At 61.4% G+C, this 12863-nt stretch carries 12 protein-coding genes and 1 tRNA gene; 9 read left to right on the top strand and 4 right to left on the bottom strand.

Translation table 11 applies throughout. The features are described 5' to 3' along the window. Positions 1 to 4 precede the first annotated feature (4 nt). From LK539_RS07610 to LK539_RS07585, 6 genes are all read left to right on the top strand, one after another. Positions 5 to 1540, top strand: coding sequence for a fumarate hydratase (locus LK539_RS07610; protein WP_227800299.1), 1536 nt, complete (start codon positions 5 to 7; stop codon positions 1538 to 1540). Between the two features lie 51 nt (positions 1541 to 1591). Beyond that, the gene (murI, locus tag LK539_RS07605) at positions 1592 to 2458 is read left to right on the top strand and encodes a glutamate racemase (protein WP_227800298.1); all 867 of its coding nucleotides are present in this window, start codon (positions 1592 to 1594) and stop codon (positions 2456 to 2458) included. A gap of 73 nt (positions 2459 to 2531) precedes the next feature. Beyond that, positions 2532 to 2607: transfer RNA gene (locus LK539_RS07600), tRNA-His, on the top strand. 66 nt (positions 2608 to 2673) lie between these two features. Then, a complete protein-coding gene (locus LK539_RS07595; RefSeq protein ID WP_227800297.1) occupies positions 2674 to 3441 on the top strand; it encodes a hypothetical protein in 768 nt (255 codons plus the stop codon). A 41-nt stretch (positions 3442 to 3482) separates the two neighbouring features. After that, positions 3483 to 3869 carry a hypothetical protein gene (locus LK539_RS07590; RefSeq protein WP_227800296.1) on the top strand — a complete coding sequence of 129 codons (387 nt, stop codon included), beginning with the start codon at positions 3483 to 3485 and terminating at the stop codon, positions 3867 to 3869. Between the two features lie 104 nt (positions 3870 to 3973). After that, entirely contained in the window at positions 3974 to 4726 is a 753-nt protein-coding gene (locus LK539_RS07585) for a hypothetical protein (RefSeq protein ID WP_227800295.1), read from the top strand. Positions 4727 to 4824: 98 nt separating this feature from the next. Here the strand turns inward: LK539_RS07585 and LK539_RS07580 are convergent, their stop codons facing one another. From LK539_RS07580 to LK539_RS07570, 3 genes are all read right to left on the bottom strand, one after another. Next, positions 4825 to 5064, bottom strand: coding sequence for a DNA methyltransferase (locus LK539_RS07580; RefSeq protein WP_227800294.1), 240 nt, complete (start codon positions 5062 to 5064; stop codon positions 4825 to 4827). 142 nt (positions 5065 to 5206) lie between these two features. Further along, positions 5207 to 5431, bottom strand: a complete 225-nt coding sequence (locus tag LK539_RS07575; protein ID WP_227800293.1) for a hypothetical protein — start codon at positions 5429 to 5431, stop codon at positions 5207 to 5209. A 147-nt stretch (positions 5432 to 5578) separates the two neighbouring features. Then, on the bottom strand, positions 5579 to 6154 hold the full coding sequence (locus tag LK539_RS07570) for a PEP-CTERM sorting domain-containing protein (RefSeq protein ID WP_227800292.1): 576 nt from the start codon (positions 6152 to 6154) through the stop codon (positions 5579 to 5581). 626 nt (positions 6155 to 6780) lie between these two features. Here LK539_RS07570 and LK539_RS07565 point away from each other — a divergent pair. Together LK539_RS07565 and LK539_RS07560 are read left to right on the top strand one after the other, a co-directional pair. Beyond that, positions 6781 to 8001: a glycoside hydrolase family 88 protein gene (locus LK539_RS07565; RefSeq protein WP_227800291.1), complete on the top strand. Its 1221-nt coding sequence runs from the start codon at positions 6781 to 6783 to the stop codon at positions 7999 to 8001. 27 nt (positions 8002 to 8028) lie between these two features. Continuing rightward, complete coding sequence (locus LK539_RS07560; protein ID WP_227800290.1) at positions 8029 to 10554, top strand: TonB-dependent receptor; 2526 nt, start codon at positions 8029 to 8031, stop codon at positions 10552 to 10554. Positions 10555 to 10783: 229 nt separating this feature from the next. On the opposite strand, the gene LK539_RS07555 is transcribed toward LK539_RS07560, so the two are convergent. Beyond that, positions 10784 to 11608, bottom strand: a complete 825-nt coding sequence (locus LK539_RS07555; protein WP_227800289.1) for an NAD(P)-dependent oxidoreductase — start codon at positions 11606 to 11608, stop codon at positions 10784 to 10786. 176 nt (positions 11609 to 11784) lie between these two features. On the opposite strand from LK539_RS07555, the gene LK539_RS07550 reads away from it, so the two are divergent. Next, complete coding sequence (locus tag LK539_RS07550; protein ID WP_227800288.1) at positions 11785 to 12780, top strand: LacI family DNA-binding transcriptional regulator; 996 nt, start codon at positions 11785 to 11787, stop codon at positions 12778 to 12780. The last annotated feature ends 83 nt before the right edge of the window (positions 12781 to 12863 follow it).

Here is a 12863-nt window from a genome sequence, read left to right as displayed (position 1 = left end):
AATTATGGCAACCGTCATCACCCAAAGCGACCTCATCGAATCGGTCGCGGCAGCCCTCCAGTACATCAGCTACTACCACCCGGCCGACTATATCCAGCACCTGGCGCGCGCGTATGAGACCGAGCAAAGCCCGGCCGCGAAGGACGCCATCGCCCAGATCCTGACCAACTCGCGCATGTGCGCCGAGGGCAAGCGTCCGATCTGCCAGGACACCGGCATCGTCAACGTGTTCCTGAAGGTCGGCATGGGCGTGCGCTTCGAAGGCTTCACCGGCACCGTGACCGACGCTGTCAACGAAGGCGTGCGCCGTGCCTACGCGTTCGAGGACAACAAGCTGCGCGCCTCGATCGTGGCCGACCCGCACTTCGAGCGCAAGAACACCAAGGACAACACCCCGGCCGTGGTCCACATGGAACTGGTCGAGGGCGACACCGTCGACGTCAAGCTGGCGGCCAAGGGCGGCGGCTCGGAAAACAAGACCAAGTTCGTCATGCTGAACCCGTCCGACTCCCTGGTCGACTGGGTCATCAAGACCGTGCCGCTGATGGGCGCCGGCTGGTGCCCGCCGGGCATGCTGGGCATCGGCATCGGCGGCACCGCCGAGAAGGCGATGCTGATGGCGAAAGAGTCGCTGATGGAAGACATCGACATGTACGAGCTGAAGCAGCGCGGCCCGCAGAACAAGCTGGAAGAGCTGCGTATCGAACTGTGCGACAAGATCAATGCGCTGGGCATCGGCGCCCAGGGCCTGGGCGGCCTCACCACCGTGCTGGACGTGAAGATCAACATGTATCCGACCCACGCGGCCTCCAAGCCAGTGGCGATGATCCCGAACTGCGCCGCCACCCGCCACGCCCACTTCGTGCTGGACGGCTCGGGCCCGGCCTACATCGAACCGCCGGCGCTGTCGACCTGGCCGGACGTGCAGTGGATGCCGGACACCGAGAAGTCGAAGCGCGTCGACCTGAACACCCTGACCAAGGAAGAAGTCGCATCGTGGAAGCCGGGCCAGACCCTGCTCCTGAACGGCAAGATGCTGACCGGCCGCGACGCCGCGCACAAGCGCATCCAGGACATGCTGGCCAAGGGCGAGCAGCTGCCGGTGGACTTCACCAACCGCGTGATCTACTACGTCGGCCCGGTTGACCCGGTGGGCAGCGAAGTTGTCGGTCCGGCAGGCCCGACCACCGCGACCCGCATGGACAAGTTCACCGAGATGATGCTCGATAAGACCGGCCTGATCTCGATGATCGGCAAGGCCGAGCGCGGCCCGACCGCGATCGAAGCGATCCAGAAGCACAAATCGGCCTACCTGATGGCGGTCGGCGGCTCGGCCTACCTGGTGTCGAAGGCGATCAAGTCGGCCAAGGTGGTCGGCTTCGAAGACCTGGGCATGGAAGCGATCTACGAGTTCGAAGTGACCGACATGCCGGTTACCGTGGCCGTGGATTCGACCGGTACCTCGGTGCACAACACCGGTCCGAAGGAATGGTCGGCCAAGATCGAGTCGCTGAAAGGCATCCCGGTCAACGCGCTCTAACGTAGGGTGGTCGGCTCTGCCGACCGCGCGTCCAACTATCTTTGCGCCGCTATGGTATCTCCTACCAACCAACATGACGCTCCCGTCGGCATTTTCGACTCGGGCGTCGGCGGCCTCTCGGTGCTGCGCCATATCCAGGCGCAGCTGCCGAACGAACATCTCCTGTATTTCGCCGACTCCGGCTTTGCCCCGTATGGCGATAAACCAGAAGACGTCGTCATCGACCGCGTTCTCGCTATTGCCGCCTTCCTGGTGGGGCGCGGCGTCAAGGCGCTGGTCGTCGCCTGCAATACCGCCACTGTCGCCGCCGTACGCATCCTGCGCGAGCGCTATCCCGACATGCCGATCGTCGGCGTGGAGCCGGGCCTGAAACCGGGCGCGGCGAGCACCCGCAACGGCACGGTCGGCGTGTTGGCCACCGAGCGCACCCTCGCTGGCGAAAAATTCCTGCTGTTGCGTGACCAGATCGTCGAGACGACGGACGCGCGTTTCCTGCTGCAGCCCTGCGTGGGCCTGGCGGACCAGATCGAATTCGGCGAACCCGGCGCCCCGGCACTTAGCGCCATGCTGGAACGTTATATCGCCCCACTGCTGGCGCAGGGCGCCGATACGCTGGTGCTAGGCTGCACCCACTATCCGCTGGTGCAGGCTTCGATCGAGCAGGTCATTCGCCGGCATACGGACGCCGAGGTGGCGCTGATCGACACGGGCGACGCCGTGGCGCGTCAGCTGGCGCGGCTGCTGGAGGCGGCAGGGCTGCTGCGTGCCGGCACGGAAGCGGCGCACCTGACCGGATTCACCAGCGCCAGCGGCACCGCCCTATCGGCTGCTTTCGCCAGCCTGCTGGGGCAAAACCCGCCCGTGCACGAGGTCGCGCTCGGCGCCACGCTGTCGAACCCGACGGGCTCGCACATTTAAACTTGCCAGTTCGGGAAGCGCTTTGTATAATCTTGTTCTGTCTCGGAAACAGCGAGACACAAGCAAGACAATGGTGGCTGTAGCTCAGTTGGTAGAGTCCAGGATTGTGATTCCTGTTGTCGTGGGTTCGAGTCCCATCAGCCACCCCAAGAATTCAGCAGTAAAAATAAAGGGTTACACGCTTCGCGCTTGTAGCCCTTTTGTCTTTTTGGAAGTTGGATTCCAAATTTTGGAAGATCGCTGTCGTTGACCATATGGCGCACGGGGGCACATTGAACCGAAAAGTACCAGCAGAGTGGAAGTCTTTGGCATACCTTCGGCCGGAGGTTGTTCTTGACCGCCTTCGTCGAATCGCCACAAGTGGGATGCTTTCCGGTTTACCTGAAGACGTACAGACCTTACGTCGTCGGGACTTGCGCCAATTCCTTGAGGGGCGGCAGGCTGCGCTGTTCTGCTATGGCGTGGGTCGCGCCCTTGGCGTTGAAGTCACATTCGCGCTATGCGAAAAGGACGACTACGATTTTGTTGCAAGGTATCACATAGACAATTCTGAAATTTACGTGCCCGTCCAACTGAAGGAACTCGTTCCCGTCAAATTGAACGAGAAAGCCGATCTGCAGAAGCTGCTAGACAGTGTTTCGCGTAAGTATCCAACGTCAAGTGATTTAGTTGTCGCGATCCACATAAATCGCGATATAACAGATTTGCGCCCCGCAGAACTCCGGCTACCTCGTGGCGTGGGTCAACTCTGGTTTTATGGAGCACGCGACTACACGCAGGAAAGGTGGATGATCGCTGGCGACCTGCTTCAGGATCCAAATCTAGTTAGAGAGTTCAGCTACCCACTGCCGCAAGCCCTTATTTGGGAACACATTGCTAACGGCCCCTACGTGCAGCGCAGCGTGTCCTGGCTGGTGAGGAATGCTGTATCCGATCAGTACTATTCGGTAGCCCTTGCCACCTTTATTTTCCGCCGGTCGTAGACCTTCTCACCATGCGATAGCTGCTGTGTCCGGTAGCGTTCATGATGGTCTCGTCCCCCTCTTCTACTCGGTCCGTGACCGCCGCCCGCATATCTTTCAGCGTGAAGCGCTTAAACTGGACGCCGTCCTCCTCGGCCTTCTTCTCGGCGTGCGCCATCAGCCGGGGCAGGTTCGCGTTCCAGCCGCTGACCGTGTACGGCTGCCAATCCATGTTGCCGAAAACATACAAGCTGGTGGTGCCCTGTAGGGTCAGCGCCTCATTGATGACGGCACGCAGCTCAGTCGACCACAGGTGTGTGCAGCAGCTTGCCGACGCTCTCTTCGGCGCCGTGCACGATCACGCACGGCACGGCCATGCCGGGGATTTCGAAGGCTACGCCGTCGGTGCCGGCGCCGCGCAGCAGGGTGCGGGCGTGCTCGATCAGTAGGGGCTACGGGGCGAGCAGTTCGGGTGGGCTAGATTCATAGGCTACCTTTATTGAACGCGGGAAATGGAGGGTGTTAATATTCGGTCATAAAAAGTGAGGCGAAGATGGTTGATCAAGTTACTGCAATCAATACCTTTTGGGACTTGAAAGCGTCAGGTGCCTTGAAATTCATTTCAGATTCCATATCTGCACTAGCGTGGCCGGTCGTTATTTTCTTCACTCTCCGGCTATTTAAAGCTGAGGTCGTCAAGCTGCTCGCAAAACTGTCGAAGGTCAGTGCACTAGGCGTAGAAGCGGAGTTCAACCAAGGCTTGGACAAGGTTGAGGCAGCTGTACAGCAGCTTCCCGACAACGGCAGTACAGATGTTCCTTCGAGTCCTTCTAATGTTCCAGCGGATGAAACTAGCCAAGTCACCCCGCCCACCACAACCGTTGCTAGCGATTTCGAAATCCGGTATTCGGTGGAAGGCGCTGCTGCCTCAGACCCTGTAGCACTACGTGCAAATCCGACAGGAACCGTTATGGAAGCTTGGAAGTCGCTCGAGCAAACTCTTCGCTTTTTCGCTGCAGAGGTACTTGGCCCTGTTGAGTCGAGCCTGAGTCCAAGCGTTTTAGTAGCCAATTTGTATAGCTCGGGAGCGATACCGTTACAACAGGTGAGTGCACTGACGGAGCTAATTAAATTGCGTAACCTGGCAGCGCATTCAACTGACCCAATCCCCGAAGCTGAGGCAGAAAAGTTTGCTAAACTCGCGCGCCAACTCGCGAGCGAATATAAGGATAGGCGGCGACTGGCCCTAATCCGCAGAGTGAACGGTCGTCTGGAGAGGAATAGCAATCGAAAATCAGGCACCTGAGTTCCGAGGCAGCCATTTTTCATGCATTAGCCCTTTGGCATCGTTAGCGCGAGCGCCACGTTGCGCACCCAGAATGGCGTTGCGCTTAGCACGAAAGTCTAACCACCCCAGGCCAGCAGCAGCGTCGTGCCCATGACCTCGGCGACCGCAGTCGCCGCATCCGGCGGCACCAAGTTGCCGATGTGCTCGCACCACACGCTGTCACTGGCGCCGTCCAGCAGCAGGAACTCTTCGGGCTCGATCAGGCTCTGCAGGGCAGCCAGGTCGAACGTGGTGAACGGTTGGTCCCAGGTGCCGTCGAGCGAGCGTATGATCGCGACCGTCTTCTGATCCAACACTGGCAGCGTGCGTGGTCAGCGACCAACCAACGCCCGTCGTCCTGGCGCGCCACTGCGCTTACAGCGCCGCTCGGCGAATCCCACGGCACCACGCCGTAGTGGCCGCCCGTCCGATAGGCGTCGCCCTTCCCCCGGTTTCCGTTCATGCTGGTGCCCGGGTCCGCAACGGCGAACGCGCCTTGGCCGGTGGACGGCGGCACCTTCTCGGCGTAGCGTGCCACAGCAGGAAGCGCTTGCGCGATTGGGCCAGGCCGCCCAGCTCGCCGCAGTCGTGCGTGGTCTCGGCCACTGGGTAGCCGTAGCGCTGCAGCACCTGGTTGATCTGGTCCAGCAGGTGCCAGCCATGCGTAGTCCACTCGAAACACACCGGATTGGCGCGCCGCGCCCGTGCTCAACGCGGATAGCCACGCACCTCTTGTAACCACCTGCCTTACAGGAGCTTCAACAGCTGGGAATAGCCCGACCACTCGGATAGCATCTGCACAGCAGTGGCCAGCCGTATGGTCAAGTGAGGCTACTTCATACGCCTACGAATGCCGAAGGCGGCAAGTCCGGCCGCAAGCAGCGCGAGCGAGCCGGGCTCGGGGATATCGGTCAGCACCATTTTACCCAGCGCTCCCTGGCACTTGACATTGGTCGTCCATCCACAGTTGGGCATTGACTGGTCCGATTCTGCTGTGATCACTTCCCACAGATCTCCACTAGACCGCATTTCAAAATTGCTGTGTTGGTCATTGGCGCGAATCCAGCCGCTGAGCAATCCATTGGCTTCGAACTTCACTTCCATGTCCAGCGCCCCTAGACCCAAGCGAAATGGCTCGCGTCGAGGGTAATACTCCATCGGCACCATGATGTTTGTAAAGCCATACGACAGCGAGATTAAACCCGAATACGGACGGATCGGGTCATGAGGCTTGTGATGAAAGCTGAAAGCCCCTAGGTCATAGACTTCCTGCGCAAAGTCCAGGCGTAAGAAAATCGATTGGGGCGGAAGATCGTTCTGCACCTGCCACTGATACACGATATTGGCTGAGCAGACGGATGGGATAAGTGCGCCGAGCAGAGCCACGACGGCGAAGATTCGTTTCATAAGACCTCCCTCGTTATTAGTCTTATCTCACATGCAATTTTCGCGCCTACCTCTTTCTTATCTGCAAGTGCTTGTTTACAAAGTCTTCTCGCACGGCGCAATGAAAAAGTGCTCTGAAGCTGTAAGAGTTTCCGACAAACACGGCAAGGACGTCTTCACTTGTTGTCAGACGAATTGTCTTGGTAGCCCAACAAGATGCCGACCATCGCTACCGATACCGAAACGGCGCTGGGGCTGGGGCGACGCTAGGAACCGGCCGGGCAAACGTGCCACACGAGAGATCGTGAGGCCACAAGGTAGCTTGTGGCGTTCTGCTTTCATCGTATAGAAACTCTACCAAAAGGACCTGGCAAGGTTCACACCTTCTCAATCGCATGCCTTGAGCCGAACTTTTCGACTTATTGGGATCGGCACCGAAAAAGGGCTAGTGGATTGGCAAAACGTTTTCTCACCAGCTGTAAAAAATGTTGCAATCCATCAAACGATTTGCTTCTCTTAGCGGCTAAATCCCTATGATGCAGCTTTAGCAACGGTGTAGTTAAGCGTTTTCCTAAATCTGTTGACTTTGCTCCAATCTGTCACTAGGATTTACTCAAGTACAAGAAAATAATCTGGAGACAGTCAACATGCGGCACATCCAACCCGGCCTTTTTACCGTTCGTCGTTCCAGCGTGCTGGTCGGCGCACTCCTGCTCGCTACGGCTGCGAGCGCCGCGCCGGCCGAGGAATCGAACGCCAAGCTGATCAGCCGAAGCCTCGACAGCGCCGCCAAGCAGTACAGCGGCATGCTGGCAAGCGTCCAATCCAAACCCGGCTTCCCGCGCACCGTGGAAAACGGCCAGGTGAAAATCGTCGACGTGAAGGACTGGACGGCCGGCTTCTTACCGGGTTCGCTGTGGTACCTGTTCGAAGCCACCGGCGACAAGAAATGGCGCGCCGCCGCCGAGGACTACACCGCACGCATGGCGCCGGCCAAGTTCGACAAGACCCACCACGATCTCGGCTTCATGCTGGGCGCCAGCTACGGCAACGGCTACCGCCTGACCAAGAACCTCGCCTACCGCGACGCCATGCTGGCCGGCGCGACCACCCTGGTCACGCGCTTCAACCCGAAGGTTGGCAGCATCCAGTCGTGGGAACTGTGGAAGAACACCACCTGGGCCTTCCCCGTCATCATCGACAACATGATGAACCTGGAGCTCCTGAGCTGGGCCACCCAGGCATCCAAAGAGCCGCGCTACCGCGAGATCGCAGTCATCCACGCCGACACCACGCTCAAGAACCACTTCCGTCCCGATCACTCGAGCTACCACCTGGTCGACTACGACCCGCAAACCGGCGCCGTGCGCGGCAAGCAGACGGTGCAGGGCAATGCCGATGCATCCTCGTGGGCGCGCGGCCAGGCCTGGGGCCTGTACGGCTACACCATGATGTACCGCGAGACGAAGAAGCCAGAGTACCTGCAGCAGGCGCACAACATCGCCGCCTTCTTCATGAACCACCCGCGCCTGCCAGCCGACAAAGTGCCCTACTGGGACTTCGACGACACCGCGATCCCGAATGCGCCGCGCGATTCGTCGGCCGCGGCCATCGTCAGCTCGGCCCTGCTGGAGCTGGCCCAGTTCTCGGATAAACAGCTGGCGCAGCGCTACCGCAGCTTCGCCGAAGCCCAGCTGCGCAGCCTCGCTTCGCCCGAGTACCTGGCGGCGCCGGGCGAGAACGGCGGCTTCCTGCTCAAGCACGCCACCGGCCACAAGCCGGCCGGGAAGGAAATCGATGTCCCGCTCAACTATGCGGACTACTACTTTCTCGAAGCACTGCTGCGCCTGAAGGCCAGCAAGAACTAGTCATTTAAAAAAACCGAGGAGACAGCGTTGAACAAGAACAGAATCGAAGGTTTTCACGTCGCGGTGAAACCGCTGGCAGCCGTGGTTGCGGTGGCCGTCGCACAATGGGCCCTGCCCGCCTATGCCCAGGAAGCGCCGGAAGCGCAGCCGGATCCGAACAGGCTGCAGCAGGTCGTGGTCACCGCCAACAAGCGCGTCGAAAAGCTCGAGAGCGTGCCGATGGCGATCTCGGTCCTCTCGGAAGAGGAACTGCAGCGTAACAATGTGCGCGAGATCGAGGACGTCATCGCCCTCACCCCCTCGCTCACCCAGGCTTCCGGCACCACCGCCGCCAACAACGCGCTGTTCATGCGCGGCATCGGCACCGTCTCGGTCGGCATCGGCGTCGAATCGGACGTCTCGGTGATCCTGGACGACATCCCGATCGCGGTGCAGTTCCAGGCCTTCCGCGACCTGGCCGACGTGGCCCGCGTCGAAGTGCTGAAAGGCCCGCAGAGCACCCTGTTCGGCAAGTCGGCGGTGGCCGGCGCGATCAACATCGTCACCAAGCCGATCAGCGGCCCGATGACCTACCGCGGCAGCGCCTACTACACCAACGACCACGAGTACCGCCTGGCGGCCTCGATGGGCGGGCGCCTGACCGAGACCTTCGGCATGCGCATCGCGGCCAACAAGAGCGACATGCCGGGCAACTTCACCAACCTGACGAACGGCCAGAAGGTCAACGGTTCCTCGGGCAAGACCATGATGGCGAAGTTCAGCTGGACGCCGATCCGGAACCTCGACATCGACTTCATGCCGCAATATAACGAGCAGGAAAACACCCGCGGCGTGACCGCGGTGAACGGCTTCTACCGCACCACCGGTTCGGCCGCCGCCGGCAACCTGCAGCGCATCCCGGTCGACATCAACACCGCCTACATGAACGGCAACCCGCTGCTGCCGGCCTCCGTCGTCCTGGCGGGCATCGATCCGACCAATCCGCGCAACCGCCTGGTGCGGCGCGACTTTCCGACCGGGATCGCATCGCGCACCCACGGCGCCGGCCTGAAGTTCTCGTACACGCTGCCGAACGATGCGACCCTGATGTCGATCTCGTCCTACCAGCGCTACAAGGCCAATGACTCGCGCGACCAGGACTTCACCGACGTCCCGACCATCGCCCGCCCAGGCGAGACCAGGCTCACCGTCGGCAACAACCAGTTCGGCACCTACGACATCAACTCCAAGACCCAGGAATTCCGCCTGGTTTCGCCGGACAACAGCAGCCTGCGCTACGTGGCCGGCCTCTGGTGGGCGCGCAACGAGATCGAGCGCCACTTCATCCGCGGCTTCTGCGTCGCGCCGACCCGCTGCGCTTCCAACTCGCCATCGAGCCCGACCAACTACTACACCGACATCTACAATGTGAACAAGGCTGTGTTCGGCCAGGCCACCTGGGACTTCGCGCCCACCTGGACCCTGGTCGCCGGCCTGCGCCGCAACCTCGAGGAATCGGGTTTCAATTACGAGCGTAACTTCTACACCGACCAGCTGGATCGCTCCACCTTCGTGCCGGGTCCGGTCGGCGTGGACGTGTTCTCGAGTAGCGGCAACGAGGACTGGGCCACCACGGGCAAGCTGAGCATCCAGAAGCAGCTGACCCCGGACGTGATGGTGTACGCCATGACCGCCACCGGCCACAAGGGCAAGGCCTACGACGTGACCAGTGGCCTGCGCGCCTCGGCTGCCTTCCCGGTCGATCCCGAAACCAGCCGCACCTATGAGATCGGCACCAAGGCCAACCTGTTCGACAACCGCCTGTCGGTGGCCGCGGTGATCTACAAGACCGACTTCAAGAACTACCAGCAGAACACCTCGTTCGTGCTGCCGAACGACCCGACCATCTACACCCAGCTGAACTCGATCCCGGAGATCGGCACCAAGGGCTTCGAGCTGGACGCTAACATGCTGCTCACCACCGGCTGGTCGGTGAACGCCTCGATGGCCTATACCCGCCCGAGCATCAAGGACTGGAAGAACGGCCCCTGCTACCAGGACAACACCAACCCGGCAATCGGCACCACCGGCCTCGGTGAAGGCGGTTCGCTGGGCGGCTGGAACCGCGCCTGCTTCCCGATCCGCGCCGGCTCCACCACCGGTATCCAGGACCTGTCGGGCGGGATCTTCCCGGGTACGCCGAAGATCAAGGTCAACATCGGCAGCAACTACGACCTGCGCTTCACCTCGATGCCCTTCCGCGCCTTCATCAACGGCAATGTGCGCTACCAGAGCGACTACCAGACCAACATCAACAACGATCCGCGTTCGGTCAACGACGGCTACACCATCGCCGACCTGGGCTTCGGCCTGCGCGAGAACAAGGACCGCTGGCGCCTGAGCTTCCGCATCAACAACCTGTTCGACAAGTTCTACATCCCGAACGCGAACGCGAGCGGCCCGAGCTTCCGCGCCGGCCCGACCTCGACCTCGCCGGGCATCAACGTCGACAGCTGGGTGCCGCCGCGTGATGTGTTCCGCTTCTACAGCGTGAAGCTGGATGTCAAATTCTGAGTTGACGGGTTTTCGTAGGGTGGGCGGCTTTGCCGCCCACGCGTTCAACCAAACGATGTGCCGTGGCAGAGCATTCGAAAGTTAACCGCGTGGGCGGGAAACCCGCCCACCCTACAGGTCTCTCAGATCCAAAAGGAGTAGTAAAAAATTGCGGCGCCTTTCATGGAAGTGAAAGGCGCCGCAACCTTGTGGAAAGCAGCGCCGTGCGGTGCACGACGCGGGTGGTGGTTCAGTCCTTGTAGATCGGACCGGCCAGCACGAACGGGCCGCCCTGGAAGGTCGCGGTGGCGTCGTCCGCCGGCGGACGCGCCCCGCTCGGCGGGAAGCGGTCGGCGAATTCGCGCGAGCTGCGCTTGGCTTCGTAGCCGAGGTGGCCGGCCAGGCGGTTGTCCCACCAGCGGGTCGGGTTGTCCGAGACGCCGAAGGTGATGGTGTGGCCGACGCGCGGCGTGAACAGCGCGCAGCGCACCAGCTCGACCAGGTCGTCGTGGGCGAGGAAGGTGGTCATCATGCGCGCGTTGCGCGGTTCCTCGAAGGAGGAGCCGATGCGCAGGCAGACGGTTTCGATGCCGAAGCGGTCGTAGTAGTAGCGCGACAGGGCTTCGCCGAAGCACTTGGACACGCCGTAGATGCAGTCCGGACGCAGCGGCGCGCTGGCGTCGATCACCTGGGTGGTCGGGTAGTAGCCGACCACGTGGCTGGAGCTGGCGTAGATGACGCGCTTGACGCCCTGCTTGTGGACGGCTTCGTACAGGTGGTGCAGGCCGACGATGTTGGCCTGCACGATGTCGTCGATCGGCTGTTCGACCGAGACGCCGCCGAAGTGCAGCACCGCGTCAACGCCTTCGAGCAGCGCGAGCACGGCGTTACGGTCGGCGAGGTCGCAGCGCACCACTTCTTCGCCCTCGTCGGCCGGGGGGATGACCTTGACGTCGCTAAGGCGGACGACGTCGGCCCAGGGCTTGATGCGCTCGCGCAGCATGGTACCAAGGCCGCCTCCGGCGCCGGTGAGCAGCAGACGGTGGAAGGGCTTGCGCGGTGTCGCTTCATTCATGGATGGTGCTCCAGTGTGTTAAGTTAAACGTTTAACTTAAGTATAGCCGAATCCGCGCATGCGTCAATGCCGAACCCGCCGCTTTTGCCGGGATATTCGATCTTCCCCCGGCGCCGGCTGGTTTCCTGCCCGGCGCTGCATGTTAAGATGCTCTGTCAAATAACGATTACCCGATCATGAAAAGTTCCGCGCCAACCATCCGCGACGTCGCCGCAGCCGCCCAGGTGTCCACCGCCACCGTGTCCAAGTACATCAACGGTGCACAGCGCTTCTCGCCCAAGGTCGAGGCGGCGCTGGATGCGGCGATCGCCAGCCTGGGCTACCGGTCCAATCCGCTGGCCAAGTCGATGATCACCGGGCGCACCAATACCATCGGGCTGTCGGTGCTGGACGTGACCAACCCCCACTTCAGCAGCATCCTGAAAGGCGCCAACCGGGTCGCGCACGACCACGAGTACTCGGTGGTGCTGGTCGATACCGAAGAAACGCCCAGCCGCGAGCGCCGCACCCTGGAAGACCTGAGCCGGCGCGTGGACGGCATGATCGTGTTCTCGCGCCTGCGCGAGCACGAGATGGCCTGGATGGCCGAGATCGACAAACCGCTCGTGTTCTTCGGGTCGCTCAATGAACTGTCGATTCCGACCGTGGCGAGCGACGACCATGGCGGCGCCTTCCTGCTGGCACAGCACCTGCGCATGCTCGGGCATCAGCGCATCGCCTACCTCGGCTTTTCGAAGTCGCGCCGCGACGAGGAGCGCCTCGGCGGCATCCGCGAATGCCTGGACGGGAGCGGGATCGAACTCACCGTGTTCGACGGCGAGACCCCGTCGATGGCCGAGGGTGAGCGCATGTGCTCGGCCATCGTCCTGCAAGCGAAGCGTCCCGACGCGGTGATCTGCTATAACGACCTGATGGCGCTCGGCTTCATGAAGGAAGCGGCCAATCTCGGACTGTCGATGCCGCGCGACCTGTCGGTGGTCGGCTTTGACAACATCCCCTACGGGAAGTACGTGACGCCGGCGCTCACCACGGTCGACCTGCAGAGCGAACGCATGGGCGCCACCGCCATGAGCAAGCTGCTGCAAGTGATTCGCGGCGAGCAGGTCGAGAAACTGACCAAGGTCGCCCCCCAGCTGGTGCTGCGCGCATCGACCCAGGCGCGTCAGGCCTGATACAAAATCCGGCCCTGCAATACTTTACATTCCGGAAGCGTTCGCCTATATTTAGGAAAACGTTTAACAACACCGGAGACATC

The organism is Massilia sp. IC2-476 (assembly GCF_020707295.1).
Lineage (GTDB): Bacteria > Pseudomonadota > Gammaproteobacteria > Burkholderiales > Burkholderiaceae_D > Telluria.
The sequence above is the reverse complement of the archived record's forward strand: the minus strand, read 5'-3'. Positions and strand labels throughout refer to the sequence as shown.